24 protein-coding genes are annotated in these 24,445 nt (G+C 71.0%); 22 read left to right on the top strand and 2 right to left on the bottom strand.

Going from position 1 to position 24,445, the window contains the following annotated elements; genetic code table 11:
- The first annotated feature begins 193 nt into the window (after positions 1-193).
- The 19 genes from OG241_RS26920 (at position 194) to OG241_RS26830 (ending at position 21,355) form a co-directional block, all read left to right on the top strand.
- Complete coding sequence (locus OG241_RS26920; protein ID WP_405818668.1) at positions 194-784, top strand: hypothetical protein; 591 nt, start codon at positions 194-196, stop codon at positions 782-784.
- A gap of 40 nt (positions 785-824) precedes the next feature.
- Entirely contained in the window at positions 825-1,577 is a 753-nt protein-coding gene (locus OG241_RS26915; protein ID WP_405818666.1) for a YcnI family protein, read from the top strand.
- Between the two features lie 135 nt (positions 1,578-1,712).
- Entirely contained in the window at positions 1,713-1,976 is a 264-nt protein-coding gene (locus tag OG241_RS26910) for a hypothetical protein (RefSeq protein WP_405818664.1), read from the top strand.
- Positions 1,976-4,318 carry a heavy metal translocating P-type ATPase gene (locus OG241_RS26905; protein ID WP_405818662.1) on the top strand — a complete coding sequence of 781 codons (2,343 nt, stop codon included), beginning with the start codon at positions 1,976-1,978 and terminating at the stop codon, positions 4,316-4,318. The genes OG241_RS26910 and OG241_RS26905 overlap by 1 nt, the downstream gene beginning before the upstream one ends.
- Positions 4,315-4,857, top strand: a complete 543-nt coding sequence (locus OG241_RS26900) for a copper chaperone PCu(A)C (protein WP_405818660.1) — start codon at positions 4,315-4,317, stop codon at positions 4,855-4,857. Before OG241_RS26905 ends, OG241_RS26900 begins: the two co-directional genes overlap by 4 nt.
- A 134-nt stretch (positions 4,858-4,991) precedes the next feature.
- Positions 4,992-5,693 carry a hypothetical protein gene (locus OG241_RS26895; protein WP_405818659.1) on the top strand — a complete coding sequence of 234 codons (702 nt, stop codon included), beginning with the start codon at positions 4,992-4,994 and terminating at the stop codon, positions 5,691-5,693.
- A gap of 193 nt (positions 5,694-5,886) precedes the next feature.
- Positions 5,887-6,525, top strand: coding sequence for a sigma-70 family RNA polymerase sigma factor (locus OG241_RS26890; protein ID WP_405818658.1), 639 nt, complete (start codon positions 5,887-5,889; stop codon positions 6,523-6,525).
- A gap of 281 nt (positions 6,526-6,806) precedes the next feature.
- On the top strand, positions 6,807-7,559 hold the full coding sequence (locus OG241_RS26885; RefSeq protein ID WP_405818656.1) for an aspartyl/asparaginyl beta-hydroxylase domain-containing protein: 753 nt from the start codon (positions 6,807-6,809) through the stop codon (positions 7,557-7,559).
- Positions 7,560-7,767: 208 nt separating this feature from the next.
- The gene (locus OG241_RS26880) at positions 7,768-9,138 is read left to right on the top strand and encodes an MFS transporter (RefSeq protein ID WP_405818654.1); all 1,371 of its coding nucleotides are present in this window, start codon (positions 7,768-7,770) and stop codon (positions 9,136-9,138) included.
- 75 nt (positions 9,139-9,213) lie between these two features.
- Entirely contained in the window at positions 9,214-10,341 is a 1,128-nt protein-coding gene (locus OG241_RS26875; protein WP_405818653.1) for a beta-ketoacyl-ACP synthase III, read from the top strand.
- Complete coding sequence (locus OG241_RS26870) at positions 10,338-10,577, top strand: acyl carrier protein (RefSeq protein WP_405818651.1); 240 nt, start codon at positions 10,338-10,340, stop codon at positions 10,575-10,577. Before OG241_RS26875 ends, OG241_RS26870 begins: the two co-directional genes overlap by 4 nt.
- A 45-nt stretch (positions 10,578-10,622) precedes the next feature.
- Positions 10,623-11,513, top strand: coding sequence for a TauD/TfdA dioxygenase family protein (locus OG241_RS26865; RefSeq protein ID WP_405818649.1), 891 nt, complete (start codon positions 10,623-10,625; stop codon positions 11,511-11,513).
- Positions 11,510-12,058 carry an FcoT family thioesterase gene (locus OG241_RS26860; protein ID WP_405818647.1) on the top strand — a complete coding sequence of 183 codons (549 nt, stop codon included), beginning with the start codon at positions 11,510-11,512 and terminating at the stop codon, positions 12,056-12,058. Before OG241_RS26865 ends, OG241_RS26860 begins: the two co-directional genes overlap by 4 nt.
- Before the next feature lie 17 nt (positions 12,059-12,075).
- Positions 12,076-13,659, top strand: a complete 1,584-nt coding sequence (locus tag OG241_RS26855; protein WP_405818646.1) for a long-chain-fatty-acid--CoA ligase — start codon at positions 12,076-12,078, stop codon at positions 13,657-13,659.
- 91 nt (positions 13,660-13,750) lie between these two features.
- Entirely contained in the window at positions 13,751-14,008 is a 258-nt protein-coding gene (locus OG241_RS26850) for a phosphopantetheine-binding protein (RefSeq protein WP_405818644.1), read from the top strand.
- Entirely contained in the window at positions 13,995-18,326 is a 4,332-nt protein-coding gene (locus OG241_RS26845) for an amino acid adenylation domain-containing protein (protein ID WP_405818642.1), read from the top strand. Before OG241_RS26850 ends, OG241_RS26845 begins: the two co-directional genes overlap by 14 nt.
- Before the next feature lie 104 nt (positions 18,327-18,430).
- A complete protein-coding gene (locus OG241_RS26840; protein ID WP_405818640.1) occupies positions 18,431-19,471 on the top strand; it encodes an ABC transporter substrate-binding protein in 1,041 nt (346 codons plus the stop codon).
- Between the two features lie 65 nt (positions 19,472-19,536).
- Positions 19,537-20,502 (top strand): FecCD family ABC transporter permease, encoded by a 966-nt coding sequence (locus OG241_RS26835; RefSeq protein WP_405818638.1) that lies wholly within the window; start codon positions 19,537-19,539, stop codon positions 20,500-20,502.
- A 4-nt stretch (positions 20,503-20,506) separates the two neighbouring features.
- On the top strand, positions 20,507-21,355 hold the full coding sequence (locus OG241_RS26830) for an ABC transporter ATP-binding protein (RefSeq protein ID WP_405818636.1): 849 nt from the start codon (positions 20,507-20,509) through the stop codon (positions 21,353-21,355).
- Positions 21,356-21,362: 7 nt separating this feature from the next.
- Here OG241_RS26830 and OG241_RS26825 read toward each other — a convergent pair whose 3' ends face one another.
- Positions 21,363-21,974 (bottom strand): DJ-1/PfpI family protein, encoded by a 612-nt coding sequence (locus OG241_RS26825; RefSeq protein ID WP_405818634.1) that lies wholly within the window; start codon positions 21,972-21,974, stop codon positions 21,363-21,365.
- Positions 21,975-22,423: 449 nt separating this feature from the next.
- Here OG241_RS26825 and OG241_RS26820 point away from each other — a divergent pair, with 449 nt between their 5' ends.
- Both OG241_RS26820 and OG241_RS26815 read left to right on the top strand, forming a co-directional pair.
- A complete protein-coding gene (locus OG241_RS26820) occupies positions 22,424-22,639 on the top strand; it encodes a hypothetical protein (RefSeq protein WP_405818633.1) in 216 nt (71 codons plus the stop codon).
- A 3-nt stretch (positions 22,640-22,642) separates the two neighbouring features.
- A complete protein-coding gene (locus tag OG241_RS26815; RefSeq protein WP_405818631.1) occupies positions 22,643-22,936 on the top strand; it encodes a hypothetical protein in 294 nt (97 codons plus the stop codon).
- Positions 22,937-22,947: 11 nt separating this feature from the next.
- Here the strand turns inward: OG241_RS26815 and OG241_RS26810 are convergent, their stop codons facing one another.
- Complete coding sequence (locus tag OG241_RS26810) at positions 22,948-23,355, bottom strand: hypothetical protein (protein ID WP_405818630.1); 408 nt, start codon at positions 23,353-23,355, stop codon at positions 22,948-22,950.
- 232 nt (positions 23,356-23,587) lie between these two features.
- Here OG241_RS26810 and OG241_RS26805 point away from each other — a divergent pair, with 232 nt between their 5' ends.
- The gene (locus OG241_RS26805; protein ID WP_405818628.1) at positions 23,588-24,406 is read left to right on the top strand and encodes a hypothetical protein; all 819 of its coding nucleotides are present in this window, start codon (positions 23,588-23,590) and stop codon (positions 24,404-24,406) included.
- Positions 24,407-24,445 lie beyond the last annotated feature (39 nt).

Here is a 24,445-nt window from a genome sequence, read left to right as displayed (position 1 = left end):
GGGGGTGGCGCTGATGGCTGTGTCGTCGGAGTCGCAAGAAACGCCGCCCGGCGCGGACCCGCCCGGAGGGGTTCCTGGCTCGCCGGAACTGAACGGGGCCCGTGTTCGGCTCGTATGGATTCAGACGGGTTCGGTCGAGTTTCGCGGGACGGTGGTGCGCATGCGGGGGTGGGGGCGGTCACCGTCCTGCCGCGTGGCAGTATCCGGTTCCGTGACCGGGTCCTGGGCGGTTCGGAGTCTGCGCGCGGCGGTGTTCGCCGTGCTGTGTGTGCTGCTCGCCGCCGGAGGACACCTCCTGGCTACGGGCGTGGCGCCGCCGGTGTGGGCCGAAGCCGCCGGGGCCGTTCCGGTCTTCTTGGCGGGGTCTCTGCTGGGCGGCAGGGAGCGTTCCCTGGGCGGCATCGTCACCGGGACGCTCGTCGCACAGGGGGGACTTCACTTCCTCTTCCACACCATCCGGCCGACGCATGCCGCGATGGCCATGCACGGCGTGCGGATGGCTCACACGCATGCCCTGACACCGCACGCCACGGTCGCTCACGTGGGTGCTGCGGTCGTGCTGGCTTGGTGGCTGCGCCGCGGTGAGGCGGCCGTGTGGTCGCTGTTGCGGTGTGCGGCCACGCTGGTGCCGGGGCTCGTCGCCTGGTGGCGGGGCGGGTCCGTCCTGCCCGCCGTCCCCGCTGTCGGCCGGCCGACGGCGGGCGCGGTTCCTCGACGAGTGCCGCTGCTGCGCTTCGTGGTGTGCCGTCGCGGACCGCCCGCCGTGATCCCGTACGAGACGTGACCCCTTCAGAACTTCTTCCTGTACGGAGATCCACTCACTCATGTCCACGACACGCACCACCACCCTGCGCCGCGCCGGCGCCGTCACCGCTCTGACCGCCGCCGGACTGCTGGCCGCGGCCGGCGTCGCCTCCGCGCACGTCACCGTCCACCCCGACAGCTACGCCAAGGGCGCCACGGACGGCGTCCTGACCTTCCGGGTCCCCAACGAGGAGGACACCGCGAGCACCACCAAGGTGCAGGTCTTCCTGCCCACCGACCACCCCGTCCTCGGTGTCCTCGTCTCCCCGCAGGACGGCTGGACCGCCAAGGTCACCAGCACGAAGCTGAAGACGCCGATCAAGACCGACGACGGCACCATCACCGACGCCGTCTCCGAGATCACCTGGACCGGCGGCAAGATCGGGGCAGGTCACTACGAGGACTTCAACGTCGCCTTCGGCCAGCTGCCCGACGACACCGACCAGCTCACCCTCAAGACCCTGCAGACCTACTCCGACGGCAAGACCGTCCGCTGGATCGAGGAGGCGGAGTCGGGCGGGGAGGAGCCGGAGAACCCCGCGCCGGTCCTCAAACTCACCGCCAAGGCAGCCGACGACGACAGCGCCCCGGCTGCTTCGGCATCGCCCGTGAAGAGTTCCGGGAGCGTCGGGATCGCTGAGGCGAGCGCGTCGAGCAGCGACTCGACGGCCCGCGGCCTGGGTGTCGCCGGGCTCGTCGTGGGAGTGCTGGGGCTGGCCGCGGCGGCGTTCGCCGTGGTGCGCGGGCGTGCGGTGCAGGGCCGGGGCGAGTGAGGCGTTCGTCTTTGGTGTGACGTACGTCACGGTTGGGCGTGGGAACTCGGCGCTCTGCTCGGCCGACTTCTGGAACAGTACGGCTTCAACTGCCGTGTTCCGTAGGGCGGTTCGATGCGACCAGGAAGGTCGGGCATGGCCGAGTTCCCACAGTCTCCCCGTTTCGCGGGCGTGCTGCCCCGCAGGCTGCTGCCACCGCCCGTGCTCTGTGGCTTCCTGCTGCTGCTCGTGCTGGTGTTCTCGGTGTCGTACGCCGTCGGATCGGCCGCCGGACCGGTGGCGCCCGGCATGCATGGCACCGGGAGCACCGGGACGGGGAGCGGCGGTGGCATGGAGGACATGACCGGGACGGACGACGGGATGCAGGACATGCCGGGGACGCACGGGAGTGGTGAGTGATGGCGGCCGAACCGGTGGCGAGCCTGGTCGTCACGGACATCACGGTCGGTGGGATGACCTGCGCCGCCTGCGTCCGGAGGGTGGAGAAGAAGCTCGCGAAGGTGGAGGGCGTCACGGCGACCGTCAACCTGGCGACCGGGTTCGCCCGGGTCACCCATCCGGCGAGCGTCGCGCCGCAGGAGCTGGTCACGGCGGTCGAGCAGGCCGGCTATCAGGCTGCCCTGCCCGCGCCGCCCGCCCGCGACGACGAGCTGACGGCGGCGGGTGGCACGGACGGCGCCGAGGCCGCCGCCCGGCAGGAGCGCGAGCGGCTCCTGGTCACAGCGCTGCTCTCGGTTCCGGTCCTGGTGCTGTCGATGGTGCCGGACCTGCAGTTCCGCAACTGGCAGTGGCTGTGCTTCGCGCTGGCCGCCCCAGTGGCGGTGTGGAGCGCCTGGCCGTTCCACGAGCGGGCGGTACGGGGGCTGCGGCACTCCACCGCCACCATGGACACGCTCGTCTCGCTGGGCGTGGTGGCGTCCTTCTGCTGGTCGGCGTACGCGCTCTTCCTCGGGGGAGCGGGCGATCCCGGGATGCGGATGCCGTTCAGTCTGCTGCCGTCCGCGTCGGACGGGACGGCGCACGTGTATCTCGAAGCGGCGGTGAGCGTGCCGCTGTTCGTGCTGACGGGGCGGTTCCTGGAGGCGCGGGCACGGCGCGGCACCGGTGCCGCCCTGCGGTCGCTGGCGGAGCTGGCGGCCAAGGAGGTTTCGGTCCGCGACGAGCACGGTGAGCGGTCCATCCCCATCGAGCAGCTGCGGGTGGGGCAGGTCTTCGTCGTGCGTCCGGGTGAGCGGGTCGCCACCGACGGGCGGGTGATGGAGGGCAGTTCCGCCGTGGACCTGTCCCTGGTCACCGGGGAGAGCGAGCCCGTCGAGGTGAGCTCCGGTTCGGCGCTGGTCGGCGGGGCCGTCAACGCCGGTGGGCTGCTGCTCGTCCAGGCCACCGCCGTCGGCGCCGACACCCAGTTGGCGCGGATCACCCGGCTGGTGACGGATGCTCAGGCGGGCAAGGCGCGGGCGCAGCGGCTGGCGGACGCGGTGGCCGGGGTGTTCGTGCCCGTCGTGCTGAGCATCGCGGTGACCGTTCTCGGGTTCTGGCTCGGTGCGGGGGCCGATCCGCAGGCGGCGCTCACCGCCTGTGTGGCCGTCCTCGTCGTGGCCTGCCCGTGCGCGCTGGGGCTGGCCACCCCGACGGCGCTGATGGCCGCGACCGGGCGCGGTGCTCAGCTGGGAGTGCTGGTGAGCGGTCCGCAGACGCTGGAGGCGCTCCAGCACGTGGACACCGTCGTCCTGGACAAGACCGGCACGCTGACCACTGGTCACATGAGTGTCGCCCACGTGACCGTCCTGCCGGGCAGCCTCGGGGAGGAGGCGGTGCTGCGGCTGGCCGGGGCGGTGGAGCAGGGGTCCGAGCATCCGATCGGGCGGGCGATCACCGCGTACGCCCGCCGTTCGGCCTCGGGAGAGCCGCTGCCGGAGGTGTCCGGCTTCGCCGCCGAGCCCGGCCACGGGGTCCGGGGCTGGGTGGACGGCTGCGACGTCGAAGTGGGCGCGCCGGACGGGAAGTTGCCGAGCGCGCTGGTCAAAGCCCTGGCCGCGGCGGAAGGCGCCGCGCACACGCCCGTCCTCGTACGTGTGGACGGCCGGGCCAAGGCCCTGATCGCCGTCGGTGACCTCGTACGCCCCGGCAGCTACCACGCCGTGGACCAGCTGCGGCGGCTCGGTATCCGCCCGGTGCTCGCCACCGGCGACCGCAGGGCGCCCGCGCAGGCGGTGGCCGACGCCCTCGGTATCGACGAGGTGCACGCCCGCTGCTCTCCCGAGGACAAGGCCGCCCTGGTACGGCGGTTGCAGGAGGAGGGCTGCCGGGTCGCGGTGGTCGGTGACGGCGTGAACGACGCCGCTGCGCTCGCCGGCGCGGATCTGGGCATCGCCATGGGTACCGGCGCGGACGTGGCCATCGGGGCCGCCGACCTGACCCTGGTGCGCGGCGACATCGAGGCGCTCGCTGACGCCGTCCGGCTGGCCCGGCGCACTCTCGGCACGATCCGCGCCAACCTGGTGTGGGCCTTCGGCTACAACGTCGTCACCGTGCCGCTCGCCATGGTCGGGCTGCTCAACCCCATGGTCGCCGCCGCCGCGATGTCGGCCAGTTCCGTACTGGTGGTGTGCAACAGCCTGCGGCTGCGCGCCTGGCAGCCCTCGCCCGCACGAGGGCGCGGACATGGGCAGGGACATGGGCAAGGGCACGGGCAGGGACAGAGCCGCGGGACGCGGTCCGGGAAGGTGGGTGTCCGATGAGGCGGACCCTGGCCCGGATATCGTCCCGGTTCGTCGACCGGCGGCGGCTGAGGGACACCGCGCTGGCCGCCCTTGTACCTGTCGCCGCGTGCAGTGTGGCTCTGGCGGGCCTGACCGCGTGGACGGGCACGGGCGAGGCCGGTACTCCGGCGCGTGTACGGGTCACCGACGGGCGCGTCCTGCTGCCGTCCGCCGGAGTCCCGGAGACGGCGGCCTTCTTCCGGATCGCCAACGAGGGCGGCTCCGCCGACCAGTTGATACGGGTGACCTCGCCCGACGCCCCGGGCGGCATCACGTTCTCCCGGCACCTGATGAACAAGGAGGGGAACGGGGCCTACCGGACCACGGTCGACTCCGTCGAGATCCCGGCGGGCGGCGCTCTCGCCATGTCACCGACCGGGGTGGACCTGACGGTCTCCACCGGCTCGGGGAAGTGGAGTTCGGGCGACCTCGTCTCCTTCACCCTGGAGTTCCGGCGCGGTGGCCCGGTCAAGGTGCTCGCCGTCGTGGTGCGTCCCGGAACCGTCTCGTTCCAGTAGTCGTTCCGGCGGCTCGTCGAGTTCCCCGGCCCGTCATGTGACATGAGTCACTGCCTCTTCGGTGAGTCGGAGACCCGGTGTGTGTCCGTACCCCCTGACGACGATCGGACGCCGGGTGCGAGGATGAGCACGCTATGACTGTCGGAGGGTGGTGCCGCACGCTGCGGGCCGGTGTGTTCGCCGCCGCCTGCGTGCTGCTGGCCGCCCTCGGCCACGTCATCATGTCCGGCACCCCCGTGCCCTGGTGGACCATGGCCGTCGGTGCCGTGGCAACCGGTGCGGTGGGCTGGTTCCTGGCCGGACGTGAGCGCGGGCTCGCGCTGATCGTCACGGTCGTGGTCGCCGCCCAGACGGTGCTCCACGAGACGTTCTCCCTCGGTCAGACCGTGATGCCCGGGACGAAGTCCGATCCCGGCGCCGCACCGGCCGCCACGGGCGGCATGGACATGGGTTCCTCCGACGCCATGCCCATGGACGCCATGGACATGAGCGGCATGACGCACATGGCGCACGGCTCGGGCGGCACGGGGCACACGCACAGCATGGCCGGCATGGGGGTCGGCGACTCGTTCGGCATGCTCGCCGCCCACCTCCTCGCCGCGGTCCTGTGCGGGCTGTGGCTCGCCTACGGCGAACGCGCGGTCTTCCGCGTCCTGCGGGCCGCGGCGGCCCGGCTGGTCGCGCCGCTGCGGATGCTGCTGGCGCTGCCTGTTGCGGCCCGTCGCCCGTCCGTGCGCGGGCGCCGCACCGACGCGCACCGCTCGTCGCTGGCGCGCTTCCTTCTCTGTTACGCCGTCACTTCCAGGGGACCGCCCACGGGCGCCGCTGTCGTCTGAGACAGCCGGATCCACCGGGGGTTCACCCGCTCTCCGCCATGCCGCGCTCCCGTGCGGGCCTTCCCAAGGGCCGCACGTCTCTCGGCGCGGGCCGACGAGCGCGCGACGAGCCCCGGGCATCGCCGTACCCATCGCGTACGGCCGCACCCCATGTGCCGGAGAGCCGCGTCCCGTTACCGGACGCCGGCCCCGGATGACCCGTGAAGGACACCACGTGATCACTTCAGCCCTGTCCGTCCTGCCCGCTCCCCGCCGGGCGGATCGCGCCACATCGGACGCCTCCGCCACCGCCTGGGCACTGGCCGTCCGCAACGGCGACCCCCACGCGGCCGAGCACTTCGTCCGCGCGCTCCACGGCGACGTACTGCGTTACGTCGCCCATCTCAGCGGCGACCCCCAGACCGCCCACGACCTGACCCAGGACACGTTCGTCCGCGCCCTCGACAGCCTGCCCGGATTCGAGGGACGTGCCTCGGCCCGCACCTGGCTGCTGTCCATCGCCCGCCGCGCGGTGGCCGACAGCTTCCGCCGTGCCGCGGTCCGCCCTCGGCAGGCCGACACGTACGACTGGCAGCAGGCCCTGGAACGCACCCAGCCCTGCGACCTGCCCGGCTTCGACGAGGGCATCGCGCTCCTGGACCTGCTGGAGACGCTGCCCGACGAACGCCGTGAGGCGTTCATGCTGACCCAGGTGGTGGGACTGCCCTACGACGAGGCGGCCCGTTTTATCGGCTGCCCCATCGGCACGGTCCGTTCCAGGGTCGCCCGTGCGCGGGCAACCCTCGAACGCCTGCTGCTGGAAGCCGAGATGACGGCTGTCCAGGCGGCGTGACGCGAAGGCCGGCTCCTCCTGGCAGGCGCCGGCCTTCGCCTTCACCGGCCATGCGGGACATCGCGCTGTGCGGCCTTCGGGTGGACATCGCCGCGCCGCCGCCGACGCGTACACAGGCCGCCACTGTGCCCGTCCCGTCCGCCGTACCGAGCGGACTCGGCAACTCTCCTTCGACGCATGAAAGTTGACGGAAAGTCGCGGGAACTCATCGCACCCCGCGTCCGACTACTACTGCGACGGCACGACCCGCACCCGGTCGCGGCACCAGCCAGGAGACCCGTATGACACCAGAGATAGAGGACGCCTTCGCGGCGATCAGAAGCGAGCACGGCGCGGACTCGATCAGCCGTGTCGAACGGATGCTGGAGCCCGGCGGAGGCGGGCCGCGGCACCCGCTGCAGAAGGGTGCCAAGTGGATCCTGCCGGGACTGTCGCCAACCCCGTGGCACGATCCCTACGCCTATCCCGAACTCGCGCCGGTCGTCGAGGCACTGGAATCAGCTCATCCGGCCGTCAAGGAGGAACTGAACTCGGCCTGGGCGGCCCGGCGGGAGGCGTTCTCCGACTATGAGCACTACCTGACCCGGCAGGAGGACTGGCAGGCTCTCTACCTCTACCGGCGTGGAAACCTCGTCGAGGAATCGGCCGACACTGTGCCCACCGCGTACAAGGTTCTCAAAGAATTCGCCGTCGACACCGAGACAATCTGCCCGCTACTGGAATCCCATTTCTCCACGCTGCTGCCCGGGGCTTCGATCGCCCCGCATTGCGACCTGTGGAACTTCAGCATCAACCTGCATCTCGCCGTCGACATTCCGGACGGATGCAGCATCACCGTGGCAGGCAGGATCCGCTCCTGGCAGGAAGGGCGCTGCCTGCTCTTCGACTATTCCTTCGAGCATGAGGCGCGTAATGAAGGAAGCCAGCCGCGGACCTGTCTGCTCGTCGACCTCTGGCATCCGGAAACGACTCTCCCCGAACGGCGGGCACTTGTCTCCCTCGTCACGGAGATAAGGCGCCTGATGGGGGAGTAGCGGGCGCCTGAAATGGCTCAGAAAAAGGAACCGGCAGTTCCGCACTGTCGGTTCTCAGTGTTGTCCTGAAAGCGAATTCAAGAGCTTGGGAAACTTTCCAGTCCGGCCGTTCTCAAGCCTTCTTGTGAATGTTATCGTGACCGAAATTGATCGACGCGTTCGATATTCTTCGGCGTTTTCCGTTCAGGTGTAGGGGAGGGATCTACTGATGCACGCCCGGCTGTCCCTGCTCGTCCTGGCAACGGCTCAACTGGTCATCGCGCTGGACTACAACATCGTCTATGTGGCGCTCCCCGAGATAGGCGCCGGCCTCGGCTTCTCCTCCCACGACCTGCAGTGGGTGGTGAGTGCCTACGTCGTGACGACGGGGGGCTTTCTGCTGCTGGGCGGACGGGCTGCGGACCTGCTCGGCCGTCGCCGGACGTTCGTCATGGCGGCGCTGATCTACGCGGGTTCCTCGCTGGTGGGAGGGTTCGCGGAGTCGCCCGGAGCGCTTGTCGCCGTCCGGGCCGTCCAGGGCATCGGCGGATCGCTGCTGTTCCCGGCCACCCTCTCCCTGATCAACACGATCTACGAGGAGGGGCCCGCCCGGAACCGTGCGCTGGCGGTGTGGGGCGCGGCGGGGGCCGGGGGTCTGTGTTTCGGATCCCTGCTGGGGGGCGTGCTGGTGGAGGCGTTCGGCTGGGAGTCGGTGTTCTTCGTCAACGTTCCCGTCGCGGTGGGCATCGCCTGGGCGGGACGGGCACTGTTCCCCGCGGACGGCCCGCGGACCGCGACCCGGCGGTTCGACGTGACGGGCGCCCTGACCGCGACCGGTGGCATCACCCTCCTGGTGTTCGTGCTGGTGCATGCCCCCGCTGCGGGCTGGACCAGTACGCCCACCCTGGTGAGCGCCGGTCTCGCCGTCGCCCTGCTGATCTGCTTCGCCGTCGTCGAGACGCGCTCGCGCGACCCGCTGGTACCGGCGAGGCTGTTCGCCCATCGCGGCCTGGTCGCCGCGATGGCCGTCACCGCGCTCTACAGCGCCACCTTCAGCTCGCTGCCGTACTTCCTGACCCTCTACTTCCAGACCGTGCGCGGCTACAGCGCGTTCGCGACCGGTCTCGCCTTCCTCGTCCCGGCGGTGGTGACCGCGATCGGCACCCAGGTCGGTGAACGGGCGGTGGCGCTGTTCGGTGTGCGTCGCATGCTGGTCGGCGGCATGGCGCTGGGCGCGGCAGGAGCCGTGGCGCTCGGGCTCGCCCTCTCCGAGGAGGGCTCGTACCCGTCGCTGCTGCCCGGGATCGTGCTGCTGGGCCTCGGGCAGGGAGCCGCGTGGACCGGTATGTGGATCGTCGCCGCGTCCGGGGTTGCGCCGGAGGACCAGGGGGTGGCGTCCGGGCTGGCCTCCACCAGCCTTCAGGTGGGCGGAGCAGTGGGACTCGCCTTGCTGGTGGCGCTCGCGGGCGGGGTGGGACAGGGGCCGCCGGGTGACGCGCTGGTGAGCGGGATCCGGGTCGCGGTCTTCGCGATAGCGGCCGGTATTGGCTGCGGCGTGCTGCTGACCTCCGCCCTGCGCAGAACGGCCGTGGCCGCATAGGCCGAGGGTGCCCCTTCGACAGATCCGGGCCGTACGGCCCGTCGTCCGCGTACCGCACACATGAGGAGAGCCGCCGTGCCCGTACACGCATCCAGATCGCCCGTCCCGGCCGCCGTCCTGTGCGGAGTGGCTGGATGGGTGCCGCCCCGCGTGGTCACCAACGACGAACTCGCCGAGCGGCTGGACACCGACGACGCATGGATCCGCACCCGTACGGGCATCCGCCGTCGCCATGTCGCCGAGCCCGGCCAGGCCACCTCCGACCTGGCTGTCGAGGCAGGACGTCTGGCCCTGCGCATCGCCGGACTCGAACCGGCCGGCACGGATTCCGCCGGGACGGATCCGGTCGACGCGGTGATCGTCACCACGACCACCCCCGACCGCCCCTGCCCGGCCACCGCGCCCGCGGTCGCCGCGCGGCTCGGCCTGAACCGGGTGGCGGCCTTCGACGTCGGTGCGGTGTGCACCGGTTTCGTGTACGGACTCGCCACGGCCGCCGGGCTGATCGCTGCCGGCGTCGCTCGGCGGGTCCTGCTGATCGGCGCCGACACCTACTCCACGATCGTGGACCCCCTCGACCGGGCCAACGCGATCATCTTCGGCGACGGCGCCGGAGCCGTAGTCCTGCGCGCCGGGCATTCCGACGAACCCGGCGCCGTCGGCCACTTCGACCTCGGCAGTGACGGGACCCACGAGGACCTGATCACGGTCGCCGCAGGGGGCTCCAGACAGCGCTCCACCGACGGTGAACCCAGCCACGGTGAACGGCACTTCGCGATGCGCGGCAACGAGGTCTACCGGCACGCGGTGACCCGTATGGCCGAGTCCGCCCGCGCCACCCTGTCCGGCGCCGGCTGGAAGACCGACGACGTCGACCACTTCGTGCCCCACCAGGCCAACCTGCGCATCCTGCACTCCGTCGCCGACGACCTCGGCCTGCCCCGGGAGCGCTGCTTCGCCAACGTCGACGCCGTGGGCAACACCGGTGCCGCCTCCATCCCGCTCGCTCTCGCCGACGCAGCCGCCCGGCGCGTGATCCGCCCCGGCGACCGGCTCCTGCTCACCGCCTTCGGCGGCGGACTCACCTGGGGTTCCTGCCTGCTGACCTGGCCCGAACTGCCGCCGCCCGCCCTGCCCTACGACCCTTATGACCTCCACGACCCCTTTGTCCCGCACGACAGCGGAGAGGACATCCCGTCATGAGTGCCACCACCTACGACCACCTGGTCGAGATCGTCGCGAGACTCCACGGCACCCCGGCCGACCGGTTCACGCCCGAGGCGACCTTCGCCGACCTGGACGTCGACTCGCTGACGATGGTCGAGATCAGCATCCGTATCGAACGGGACCTCGGAGTCACCGTCCACGACAGCGAACTGAGCCCCACCCTCACCCTCGCGGGCACCGCGGAGCTGATCGACGCCAAACAGGCCGCCTGAACCACCGCTACTCCCCACGACCACTCGCCCGGAGGGCAACCCCACATGAAGATCACCGACCAGATCGGCTCGTTCCTCGGCGCGTCCGTCGAGGACTTCGACCACACCACGGCCTCCGACGCCGACATCGAGACGCTGCTGCAGACCGTCTATACGAAGAAGATCGCGGTCCTGAAGGGTCAGGACCTGACCCCCGAGCAGTTCCTCGCCCTCGGCAAGCGGCTCGGCCGCCCCGAGGTGTACTACGAGCCGATGTACAAGCACCCGGAGGTCCCGGAGATATTCGTCTCCTCCAACGTCCCGGAGAACGGCAAGCAGATAGGTGTGCCGAAGACCGGCAAGTTCTGGCACGCCGACTACCAGTTCATGCCCGACCCCTTCGGTATCACCCTCATCTACCCCCAGGTCTTCCCGGAGAAGAACCGCGGCACGTACTTCATCGACATGGGCCGGGCTTACGAGAAGCTGCCCGCCGAGCTGAAGCAGGAGATCCAGGGCACGTTCTGCCGGCACTCCGTCCGCAAGTACTTCAAGATCCGCCCGCACGACGTGTACCGCCCGATCTCCGAGATCATCGAGGAGGTCGAGACCAAGACCCCGGCCGTCCGCCAGCCGACCACCTTCACCCACCCCATGACCGGCGAGACCGTCCTCTACATCAGCGAGGGCTTCACCGTCGGCATCGAGGACGCGGACGGCAACCCGCTCGACGACGAGCTCCTCAAGCGCCTGTTCGACGTCACCGGTCAGCTCGACGAGAACTTCGAGCACGAGAACATCCACCTGCAGAGCTTCGAGAAGGGCGACCTGCTGGTCTGGGACAACCGCAGCCTCATCCACCGCGCCCGGCACACCACCACCCCGGAGCCGACCGTCTCGTACCGCGTCACCGTGCACGACGAGCGCAAGCTGCACGACGGGATACCGGCCGCGTGACCGCGCCCGCCGCCGACCGCGCCGAGGCCCCGCCGCAGCGCTCGTACCCGACGGACGAGGAACTGCTGGCCCGGGTGCTCGTGCCCTACAAGCCGCACTGCAAGTACCTCAAGGCCGCCGCCGTCACGTCCGAGGCCGGACTCTCCTCGGCGCGCTGCGAGTTCGTGATCCCGGAGTCCTGCTATATCGACGACACCGGCCACCTGAACTCGGTCGAGGTCAACATCGCCTACAACCAGATGATGTACTACCTGGTCGCGAAGTCGGTGAAGGAAGGACTCCTGACCGGGTTCGAGACCTGGACGCTGGACGACTTCCGGCGCCACCAGCTCCCGGACATCCTCATCGCCCGTTTCGCCAGCAACTTCCGCCGCCCGGTCAACCCCCGTGCCTTCTCCGGGGAGATGGAGTTCCGCTCCGTCAGCCGGCGCGCCCCTGGTGGCGGTAGCCCGTTCCTGCACGCCGAGACGTCGTACCGCTACCGGGACGCCGACGGCGGCCGGTGCGACGGCGAGGCGACCCTCGCCTTCGTCAACATCCCCTGACCACCGAAGGACTGCCCATGGAGACGTCCGCGGCGACACAGCCGGCGAACGGCACGGTCCACCCTCCCGAGCCGCGCACCCTCGCACAGACCACCGCGTTCCACGCCGAGCACAGGCCGGACACCCCCGCGGTGATCTGCGAGGGCCGCACCCTCACCTACGCGGACCTGCACCGCGAGAGCGACCGTGTCGCCCACGCCCTGCGGGCTGCGGGACTCGTGCCGGGGGACCGGGTGGCCTATCTCGGCAAGGAGTCCGAGCACTACTACGAGATCCTCTTCGGCTGTGCCAAGAGCGGCACGGTCCTGGTGCCGGTCAACTGGCGGCTGACCGCGCCCGAGGTGAGCCACATCCTCGGGGACTCCGGCACCCGGCTCCTGTTCCTGGAGGACGAGTTCGCGCCGATCGTCGAGGGCATGGCCACCGCACCGCCCGAGACCGTCGTACGCCTGAGCGACATCGAGGCACGCAAAGCCGAACACACCTCGGTACAGACGGAGTTCGAGGCCACCCCCGACACCCCGTTCGCCCAGCTCTACACCAGCGGCACCACCGGACTGCCCAAGGGCGTCGTCCTCGCCCACCGCAGCTTCTTCGCGATCCGCGACGCCCTCGCGAGCGAGGGACTCGACTGGATCGACTGGCGCCCCGGTGACATAGCCCTCGTCGGCATCCCCGGGTTCCACATCGGCGGCCTGTGGTGGGCCACGCAGAACTTCAACGCCGGCACGACCGTCGTGGCGATGCGCGCCTTCGCCGCCCGCCGGGCCGTCGACCTCATCCGCGACCTCGGCATCACCACAGCCTGCGTCGTGCCCGCCATGCTCCGCATGATGCTCACCGAACCCGGCATCACCGCGAAGGACTTCGCCACGCTCCGCAAGACGGTCTACGGCGGTTCCCCGATCTCCGAGGCCCTGCTGGAGGAGAGCCTGGCCGTCTTGGACTGCGAGTTCGCCCAGATCTACGGCCTCACCGAGACCGGCAACACCGCCGTCTGCCTCCCCCCGGCCGCCCACGTCCCCGGCGGCTCCCTCATGCAGGCCGCCGGACACCCCTACCCGGGTGTCCGTGCCAAGGTGATCGACGGGGAAGGCCGCGAGCTGCCCCCGGGCGCGGTCGGGGAGGTCTGCCTGCACACCCCGGCCCGGATGATCGAGTACTGGGGGCTGCCCGACAAGACAGCGGAGACCCTCGTCGACGGCTGGATCCACACCGGAGACGCCGGCTACGTCGACGTGGACGGGTACGTCTTCATCCGCGACCGCATCAAGGACGCGATCCTCGTCGCCGGCGAGAACGTCTACCCGGCCGAGATCGAGAACGTGCTGGAAGGCCACCCCGGTGTGGCCGAGGCCGTGGTCGTCGGCGCCCCCGACGAACGCTGGGGCGAGTACGTACACGCCTTCATCGTCCCGGACCCCGAACAACAGCCCACCCCCAGGGACCTGCACACCTACCTCGTCCCGCAGTTGGCGAGCTTCAAGCTGCCGGCCCGCTACGAGTTCATCGACCACGTCCCGCGCAACCCCAGCGGCAAGATCCTGCGCCGCGAACTGCGTGACCGCTTCTGGAACGACTCCGCCCGCAAGGTCAACTGACCTCTTCGGCGGTGCCGTTCCCGCAGAAGGCGTGTCACCGGGCCGCCCTCGAACCGCACACCACCGGACGAGCCATCGAGAGAGAACCCCCATGCCAGAACCCCTCACCCTGGATGCCTTCCGCGCGGACCTGGCCGAGTGCCTGTTCCTGCGGCCCGACGAAGTCGACCTGGAGGAGAGCCCGCTGGACGCGGGGCTCGACTCCCTGCGCATCGTCACCCTGGTGGAACGCTGGCAGGCCGCCGGCGCGGACGTGAGCTTCGTCGACCTCGCCGAGCGCACCTCCTTCGCCCAGTGGTGGCAGCTGCTACAGGAACGCGGGAAGGGAGCAGCCCGTGCCGACATCTGACAGCACGTCGGCGGCCGGGCGTCACCCGCTGCTGGCCGCCCAGGAGGGTATCTGGACCGGCCAGCAGCTCGACGCGGACAGCCCCGCCTACAACACCGCCGAATACGTGCGCATCGACGGCCCGATGGACACGGCCGCCTTCGACACCACCCTGCACCACGTCGTCGCCGAGACCGAGGCCCTCAACGTCACCTTCGTCACCGACGACACCGGCCACCCCTGGCAGGTCGACACCCCGGCCGACGACTGGCGCACCCACATCGCCGACCTCACCGCCGAGCCCGACCCGCAGGCCGCCGCCCTCGCCTGGATGGACCAGGACATGGCCCGGCCCGTCGACCTCACCCGCGGCCCGGTCTTCGGCCACGCCCTGCTCAGGACCGGGCGGGAGCAGTACCTGTGGTACCACCGGGTCCACCACATCGCCCTCGACGGCTTCGGCCTCTCCCTCGTCGCCCGCCGCGCCGCCCAGGTCTATACCGCCCTCGTGGCCGGTGAACCCGTCCCCGACAACGGCTTCGGCACCCTGGAGTCCGTCCGCGCCGAAGAACTGGCCTACCGCGAGTCCGCCCGGCACACCAAGGACCGCGCCCACTGGACCGACCGCTACGCCGACCGCCCGCCGGTGGCCAGCCCGGCCGGCCACTCCGCCCTGCCCGCCCGCACCTTCCACCGCCACGTCACCGACCTCGCCCCGGCCCGGGCCGCCATCCTGCGTACGGTCGCCCGCGAGCTGTCGGTGACCTGGTCGGAGGTGGTGCTCGCGGTGACCGTCGCCCATCTGCACCGGGTGACCGGCGCCCCGGAGATCGTGCTGAGCCTGCCCGCGATGGGCCGCCTCGGCTCGGTGTCCCTGCGCGTGCCCTGCATGGTGCGCAACATCCTGCCCCTGCGCGTGCCCGTCACCCCCGACGACACCCTGCGCGACCTCGCCACCCGTGTCTCCCGTGAACTGCGTGGCGGGCTGCCCCACCAGCGTTACCGCTACGAGCAGTTGCGTCGCGACCTGAAGCTGGTGGGCGGTCAGCGGCGGTTGTCCGGGCCCGGTGTGAACATCATGCCGTTCGCGTACGACCTGCGGTTCGCCGGTCACCGCAGCACCGTCCACAACGTGTCCGCGGGACCGGTCGACGACCTGGCCGTCAACGTCTACGACCGCGGCGACGGCACCGGCCTGCGCGTCGCCCTGGACGCCAACCCCGACCTGTACACGGCAAGCGAGGCGGCCGGCCTTCAGGCGGATCTGCTCGCTCTCCTCGACAGTGCGGTCACCGCCCCGGACAGGCCGCTGCGGGAGCTGGCAGGCGCCCCCGCCGCCGCGTCCATCCCGGTCCTGGACGGGGGCCCGCTGCCCGCCCCCGCCCGCCCGGTGCTGAGCCTGATCGCCGACCACGCCGCCTGTCGGGGCACCGCCGTCGCCGTGGAGCACGCCGGGGACAGCATCACGTACGCACGGCTCTTCGGCGCCGCACGCGACACCGCCCACCGCCTGGCCGCTCACGGAGTCGGCGCAGGTGACGTGGTGGCGGTGGCCCTGCCCCGGGGCATCGACGCCGTCACCGCCATCCTGGGCGTCCTGCTGTCGGGCGCCGCCTACTGCCCCCTCGACCCGAAAGCCCCCGCCGACCGCACCGCCCACCTCCTGACGGACGCCGCTCCGGCGCTCGTGGTGACGACCGGCGACTTCGCGGACGACTTCGCGGACGACTTCGCGGACCGCGCCGTACACCTGCTGGACCGGCCGGACCCCGGTCCCGACATCACCGTCACCCCCTCGGCGCCACAGCTCACGGACCTCGCGTACGTGCTGCACACCTCGGGCTCCACCGGCCGCCCCAAAGGTGTCGAGATCGGCCACGACGCGCTGGCCCACTTCGTGGCGGCGGCCACACACCGCTACGGGATCCAACAGGGCGACCGCGTCCTGCAGTTCGCCCCGCTGCACTTCGACGCCAGCGTGGAGGAACTCTTCCTCACCCTGTGCGCCGGCGGCACGCTGGTGATCCGCGCCGACGACATGACCGAGTCCGTGCCACGCTTCCTGGCCGAGTGCGACCGCCTGCGCATCAGCGTGCTGGACCTGCCCACCGCGTACTGGCACGAGGTGGCCTACGCCGTTTCCACCGGCGCCGCCGCGCTGCCCGAGGGCGTACGGACCGTCGTCATCGGCGGCGAGGCCGCCCTGCCCGAACGCGTCGACCGCTGGCGCAAGGCCGTCGGCACCTCGGTCGCGCTGCTGAACACCTACGGGCCCACCGAGGCCACCGTCGTCGCCACCGTCGCCGACCTGCACGACCCCGCACTCGCCCCCGGCGACGTCCCCATCGGCCTGCCGCTGCCCGGCACCCGGGCCGCCGTCGTCGACGGCGAGCTGTACCTGCTGGGCGACGCCCTGGCTCGTGGCTACCGGGGAGACGTGCCGGACAGCTCCCGTTTCGCTCCGCTCACCGCCCTTCCCGGCGCACCCCGCGCCTACCGCACCGGTGACCTGGTGGGCGTCGGCGAGGACGGGCAACTGCGCTTCCTGGGGCGGGCGGACGACGAGTTCAAGATCAGCGGCCACCGTGTCCAGCCCGCCGAGGTCGAGAGCGCCCTGCTCACCCACCCCGGCATCCGGGAGGCCGCCGTCGTGGGACAGACCCTCGCCGACGGCACCCGGCGCCTGGTCGCCCACCTGGTCGCGGAATCTCAGGCAGTGTCTGCGTCCGTGGTCAGGGAACATCTGCGGGCCAGGCTGCCCGCCGCGATGATCCCCTCCGGAGTCGGATTCCTCGACCGGCTGCCCCGCACCAGCTCCGGCAAGATCGACCGGTCGGCCCTGAGCCAGTCGTCGGCGCACGAGGCCCCGACCAGCGGGAGCGTCCTGGAGCGGATGATCACGGGCATCTGGCGGAAGCTCCTAGGCGCCGACACCGTCACCGTGCACGACGACGTGTTCGACCTGGGTGCCCAGTCCCTTCAGGCCATCCAGGCCGCCAACCGGCTCGGCGTCGAACTCGGCCGCGAGGTGAAGGTCGCCTGGCTGTTCCAGCACCCCACGGCCGCGGCCCTGGCGCACTTCCTCGGGGAGGGGGCCGGGCTGCCGTCCGCACCGGCCGGACTCCCGCCGACGCTCCTCGCCGACGCCGTCCTCGACCCGGGTGTCCGGCCCGGCACCAGCCGCACTCCGGACGACACGCCCCGCCGCATCCTCCTCACCGGCGCGACCGGCTTCGTAGGCGCTCACCTGCTGGCGGAACTCCTGACGAGCACGGCGGCCGAGATCGTCTGCACGGTACGGGCCCGCGACCGGGCCGAGGCCACCGCCCGCGTCCACCGGGCCCTCGACCAGCACGGCATCACCCTCGACGAGCGGGCGCGTCACCGCGTCACCGCCCTTCCCGCAGACCTCGCCCGCCCCGCCCTCGGCCTGACCCGTGACGCGCTCGCCGATCTCGCCGCGACCTGTGACGCCATCTTCCACAACGCCGCGACCGTCAGCATCATGCGCGACTACGCCACCCTGCGCGCCGCCAACACCGAGTCCACCCGCCACCTGCTGCGCCTGGCCGCCGTCCGCACGACACCCCTCCACTACGTCTCCACCCTGTCCGTGGCCCCGCCCGCCAGCCACAGCCCCGAGGTGCCGGAGGCGTTCCTGCCGCCCCACGAGGGACTGCGCTACGGCTACCAGCAGTCGAAGTGGGCCTCCGAACGCCTGCTGGAACAGGCGGCCGAGCGCGGCCTGCCGGTCACTGTGCACCGGCTGGGCCGGGTGGTCGGACCGTCCGGCACGGGACACGTCAACGAGCGGGACTTCCTGTGGAGCGTGCTGCGAGCCGGCATCCCGGCGGGGATCGTCCCGGACCTCTTCGAGGACGAGGTCTGGACCCCGGTGGACTTCGTAGCCCGCTCCCTCGTCCACCTCTGCCTCACCGGTGCCCACACCACCGGTCCGGTCTTCCACCACGCGACTCTGCCCCGGGTGCGGCTCGGGGACGTCTACGACTGGGTGGAGGAGTACGGCTATCCCGTACGGAGGCTGCCGCTGGCGCGGTGGCGGGAGGAACTGCCCCGCTCGGCCGACGTTGCTACCACGACGCTGGCCTTCTTCGAGTCCACCGAGTCCAACGAGCTCTTGGAGGGGGTCGCTCCGGCCGACCTGCGCCTCGGTCACGTCCACGCCGGGAACGTCCGTGCCGGCCTGGAGGGCAGCGGCATCACCTGCCCGCCCGTCGACCGTGACCTGCTCTTCGGCTATCTGGACCACTGCGTCACGGCGGGTGTGCTGCCCACCCCGGCCGGACGGCAGCCCCACCCGGCAACCTCCGGAAAATAAAAGCGACTTGCCGGGAACTCAACTCCGCTTCGCCCCGACTACTACGACAGAACCCATCAGTACATCCGGCTCTCCCTGGCCGCCCAACACCTTACGGAGCCCGCATGTCGATCAACCGGCCGGTCGCCACCGCCCTGGCCGCAGCCCTCTGTCTGCTCACAGCGGCATGCGGCGACTCCTCGGACAGCGACAAGGCGAGCGCGAAGACCACCGAGGCCGCGGCCTCGAAGACCGGCTACCCGGTGACTCTGGAGAACTGCGGTCAGAAGGAGACGTTCACGAAGGCCCCCAGCCGGGTCGTCGTCATGAACGGCGCCTCCGTCGCCGAGGTCTCCACCCTTCTCGCCCTCGGCCTGGGGGACAAGATCGTCGCCAACCAGCAGACCTACGGCATGTCCGAGGTCGCGGGCCGCGCCGCCGCCATCAAGGCCCTGCCCACCGGTGACGTGAAACTCAACGACGCCTACGACGTCCCCCGCGAGGCCATGCTCGGCCTGCGCCCCGACCTCGTCCTGTCCACCACCTCGTACGGCTTCGACGAGAAGAACGGCTTCGCCACCCGGGACCAGCTGAAAGACGTCGGCGCGAACAGCTACGTCTCCCCGCAGGGCTGCGACCAGGACACCGCGAAGATGACCATTGCCGACAGCTACACGCTGCTGCGCGACATGGGCAGGGTCTTCAATGTGAGCGACAGGGCCGAGAAGCTGATCGCCGCCTCCGAGAAGAGCATCGCGGCCGTCTCGGACAAGGTGAAGGGGGAGAAGACGCCGAAGGTCATGGTGCTGTTCTCCAACATGTCCATGGGCGGCAACGACTTCAGCTCGGTCGTCGCCAAGGGCATCTACAACGACATCCTCGCCAAGGCCGGCGGCTCCAACGCCTTCGAGAACGCTTCCAAGACCTCCTTCGCCGACCTGAGCAAGGAGAAGGTGGCCGCCACCGACGTCGACGCCCTCGTCGTCATCGCCTACAACGACCCGAACCCGGCGGCCTACGCCAAGAAACTGCTGAAGGAGTTCCCCCAGTGGCCGGCCGCCAAGAACAACACGTACGTGACGCTGTCCGACTCGATGTACCTCGGCCCGAGCAACGACCTGGCCGTCGAGAAGATCGCCAAGGCGCTGCACCCCGACGCCCTCTGAGCGGACCGGGCCGGCTGAGGGTCACCCTCGCGTTCACCCTGCTGCCCGTCGCGCTGATCGTCACGATGATCGTGGCGATCAGCATCGGCGCGGTCACCATCCCGCTCGGTGACGTGTGGGCGATCGTCCTGCACCACGTCACCGGTGTCGGGGCGGCACCCTCCGACCCGGCGCTCGACCAGATCGTCTGGAACTTCCGCACCCCCCGGGTGGTGCTGGCCGCGCTGGTCGGCGCGGCCCTGGCGGTCTCGGGCGCGGTGCTGCAGACCGTGGTGTCCAACCCGCTGGCCGACCCGATCGTGCTGGGCTTCTCCTACGGCGCCACCCTCGGCGCAGTGCTCGTCATCACGCTGGGCGGCGGCGCCGCGCTGGCCGGACTCGGCGTGTCGGCGGCGGCCTTCATCGGCGCGTTGGCGGCGGGCGCCCTGGTGTTCGCGCTCGGGCAGCGCCGCGGCCGGCTGGCGCCGACCCGGCTGATCCTGGCGGGAGTCGCCGTCGGCTACGTCTTCCTCTCGGCGACCAGCTTCGTCCAACTCCAGGCGACCCCGACCGAGTTGCGGACTGTCATGTTCTGGATGCTCGGCAGCGTGGCAGGCGCCCAGTGGGACCAGCTCCCCACGGTCACCGTGGTCGTGCTCGTCACCACCGTGCTCCTGGCGCTCTTCGGACGGCGGCTCAACGTGCTGCTGGCCGGCGACGAGTCCGCCACCGCGCTCGGCGTCGACGTCAACCGGCTGCGCGCCGTGCTCCTGGTGCTCAGCGCGCTGCTGACCGGAACCGTCATCGCCGTCGCCGGCAGCATCGGCTTCGTCGGCCTGATGATCCCGCACCTGGTCCGCCTCACCATCGGCGCCGACCACCGCAGGCTCCTGCCCCTGACCGCCCTGCTGGGCGCGGTCTACCTGGTCCTCGTGGACCTGCTCTCCCGCACCCTCAACCGCCCCAACGAACTGCCGCTGGGCATCCTCACCGCCCTCCTCGGCGCCCCCTTCTTCCTGTGGCTCCTGCGCCACAACAAGGGCCTGGACTGAACGCATGAAACTCACCGTCGACCAGCTCCACATCACCCTGGACCGCACCCCGATCCTCCGCGACGTGAGCCTTGAGGCCGGCAAGGGCGACATCGTCGGCCTCGTCGGCCCCAACGGCAGCGGCAAGTCCACCCTGCTGCGCGCCGTCTACCGCTCGCTGCGCCCGGCGGACGGCGTCGTCAGGGTCGGAGACGACGACGTCTGGACCCTGTCCGCCCGCAGCGCGGCCCGCCGCACCGCCGCCGTCCTCCAGGACGCCGGCGGCAACACCACCGGCCTGACCGTCACCGAGATCGTCGCCCTGGGCCGCGCACCCCACCACGGCCTGCTGGGCCGCGACGGAGCCGAGGACCACCGCGCCGTACAGGAGGCCATCGACCGATGCGGCGTACGGCCGTACACGGACCGCGACTACGCCTCCCTGTCCGGCGGAGAACGTCAACGCGTGCTGCTGGCAAGGGCGTTGGCGCAGAGCGCCCAACTCCTCGTCCTGGACGAGCTCACCAACCACCTGGACATCCGCGCCCGGTTCGAGCTGCTGGACCTCATCCGGGCCACCGGGATCACCACGCTGGCGGTCCTGCACGACCTCGATCTGGCTGCCCGGCTCTGCGACCACCTGGTCGTCCTGCACGAGGGAGCAGTGGTGGCCGCGGGTCCGGTTCTGGAGGTGCTGACCCCGCAGATCCTCAGGGACGTCTTCGGCGTACGGGCGAGCACCGAGCGGCACGCCGACGGCGTCATCCGCATCACCTACGGGGCCCAGCCCCTCGCCCACGACCGGACGGCCGAGGCCGAGGACGACCGATCCGGAGACGAGGACGGCAGGGCCGTCGAGCCCGCCGTCCGCTGACCCCCGGTCAGGCCAGGGAGTCCGCCACGGGCTCCGGAGCCTCGTACTGGATCCCGGCCCGGGTCAGCTCACCCTCCTCGCTTCCGCCGAGTCGGTTCACCAGGTGCAGCGCCATGTCGATGCCGGCCGACACCCCGGCGCTGGTGACGATGTCCCCGTCGTCCACGTACCGTTCCCGCGCCCGTACGTCGACCGAAGGGTCGATCTCCGCGAGCTTGCCGAGAAAGTTCCGGTGAGTGGTCGCCGGGCGGCCCGCCAGCAGCCCCGCGTGCGCGAGCACCAGCGAGCCGGTGCACACGCTCGCCAGGACGGTGCCCTGCTCGTGAAGGCGGCGCAGCCACTCCAGGTGCGCTGTGTCCTTGGCCAGGGCACGCGTGCCGTTGCCGCCGGGGTGGACGAGAACGTCGAGACGCGGCGCGTCGGTCACGGAGTGGTCGGCGACAAGCCCCAGCCCCTGGGAACCGCGCACCACTCCGGCCTCCGGTCCGAGGGCCAGCACCCGCACCGGAGACGACGCGATGTGGGCGGCCCAGAAACCGAGCACCTCCCACGGGCCGACCATGTCGAGTTCCTCGACATCCTCGAACAACAGCACACCGATGGTCAGGGGATCGCTCACGATCACACCCTAGTCCGCACCACGACGGCGGTGCCGGGGCCCTCAGGCGGCCTGCGGCTCCGCGACGGCGTACCCCCCTCGACGATCGACTGACGGATGGTTCCGTCGTCCAGGGCGGTGCCCCCCACCGTGACGTTGTCCGACGTGAAGACGAACGGGTCCGGTAACGCGCGCGTTCAGCCGTACGCGGCATCCGCACCGTGCCTTGTCCACGGCCCGGATGACACCTCCTCAGATAGTCGTTGGAACAGTGGGACCGGTTCCCATCAGGTGTGGTGAAACGGAAGCATCGGAGGTGAACCGGCGCATGGCATCGCAGGACCGCGCCCCGGTCACCGCACGCGCTGGCGCGTCGCGCCGCGCGCCCGCGGGTATGCACCAGAGCAGTACCGGGCCCCAGGCAGTCGACACGCCTCCGGCCGCCCGACCCTCCCGAAAGGCAGTGCACGATGAGCGACATCACCGGTCTGGAGCCGCTGGCGACCTTCTGCGGGGAATGCGACTGCGGCTGCCCGCAACTCTTCGTCGACCCGGGCGCCCCCGCGGAGCGCCGCGTCCTGCTCACCGACGACTTCGGCCAGCGAGTCCAGATGAGCGTCGGCCAGTTCGCCTCCCTGGTCGAGGAGGCGAAGGCCGGCAAACTGGACGGCATAGCCACCGCCTGACCGATGGCACGCACCCGGCGGAACAGGTCGCACGCGGTGTGGCCCTGGGACGCGCAGCCTAGCCGCTCGGCCGGGTACGGCAGGAGACAGCGCGGCCTGACGTGGATGCTGCCGGCCGCGACGGTGGCGGTGTTCGCCGGAGGGTACGGCTGGCTGGGCGAAGTGGTCGCGGGCACGGGCGGTGCCGTCATCGGCTGCCTGGTCGGCCTCGCGGCCTGCGGGCTGCTGTACCTGCTGGTGGACCGGGCGGTGTCCGGCCGACCGCCGGCCGGATCGTCACCGCCCTCGCGGGACTGACCCCGCGGACTTCAGGAACGTACGGCGTCGAGCACGTCCCGGCAGGCGTCGGCTGCCTGGTCGGTGGCCTCGGCGCAGATACGGCAGTGCTCGTGGTGCTCGGCGTGCCCGCCGCACAGGTCGTGGCTGCGTCGGCAGGCGATGAGACAGGCTTCGACCTGTGCCGTGAGCAGCGCCGGGTCGTGGCCGCTGTGGCGGGTCAGGACCCGGCGGGTCGCGGCTGTGACGTCGGCGCAGTCCAGGTCCTGGTCGATGGCCGTGCGCAGCGCGTCGGCGTCCTTGTCGGCGAGCATGCCCGTCGCGCACGCGGTGACGGCCGTCTCGCACGCGGCGAGGACGTCGACGGCCCGGGCCAGCACCTCACCGCTGAGAATGCTCGCGCTGGTGACGCTGTCCAGGAGTTCTCGGGTCTGGATCATGACAACCCCAAAGATGTGAGAGAGAAGGGGTGTACTCCGTCGACGCCAGTACCGCACGGGCCGCTTCGGAAGGGACGGACCGCGAGGGGACGACCTGTCCACCGAGCCCCGTCTGCCCGGCCGCCTCGACGAGTTCGGCTGATTGGGCGCTCGGCATGTGAACGCTGTGAACGCAGGGACACTCTCGCCCGTAAGGGACTGAAGGAAGTCCACCGGTTCGAGGAGTTGTGCGATGCCCCGGAGGTGCCGCGGCGGCGGAACGCGCCGGGGAACCCGCACGGCGCGGGCCGGGGAGAGCGTTGCTGTTCCGCGTTCGTTGCGGGCGGCCGTCTTCGCGGCTGTCTGTGTCGTGACGACGGCACTGGGCCATGCCCTGATGTCCGGTGACCTCCTGCCCTGGTGGACGCTGTTCCTGGCGTTCGCTGGGACGGCGTCGGGCGCCTGGTTGCTGACCGGCAGGGAACGTGGTGCCCTGCCCGTGGTCGCTGCGACGGCCGTTGCGCAGGGGCTGCTGCACCTGCTGTTCGACATGGCACACAGGCTCGTACGCGTACCGGTCGGCGCATCAGGAACAGGACCGGCTTCCGGCACGGACCACGGGATCGCCTTCTCCCATTCCGGCATGGCCATGCACATGGACCACTCGGTTTCGGGTACTGCCGTGCAGCACGCCGGGACAGCAGGTCCCTCCGCACCCGTGTCGCCGGAGTCCGCCCTGGTGTGGCAGAGCTCCACCGGGATGTTCCTGGCGCATCTGCTGGCCGCCGTCGTGTGCGGGCTGTGGCTGTGGCGGGGCGAGACGGCGGCTTACCAGCTGGGCAGAGCCCTCACCTTGGTGCTGTTCGCGCCTCTTCGGCGAGTCCGCCACATGCTCGCACGCACCCTGTGCCACGAGGGGACCCACGCGGGCCGGAGTGTCGAGGGTACGGCGGAAACTCCGCCGACTGTTTTCGCCGTACTCAGACACGCCGTCGTGCGCAGAGGGCCACCCGGGGCCGGTTCGGCATTCCTCCAACTGTCGTCCGGTCCTCTGCCCGCCCTGCGCCACTGAACTCCCTGTGGTCTCCCGGCGTCGGCCAGGGCCGGTCCA

Source organism: Streptomyces sp. NBC_01390, assembly GCF_045040105.1.
Lineage (GTDB): Bacteria > Actinomycetota > Actinomycetes > Streptomycetales > Streptomycetaceae > Streptomyces.
The sequence above is the reverse complement of the archived record's forward strand: the minus strand, read 5'-3'. Positions and strand labels throughout refer to the sequence as shown.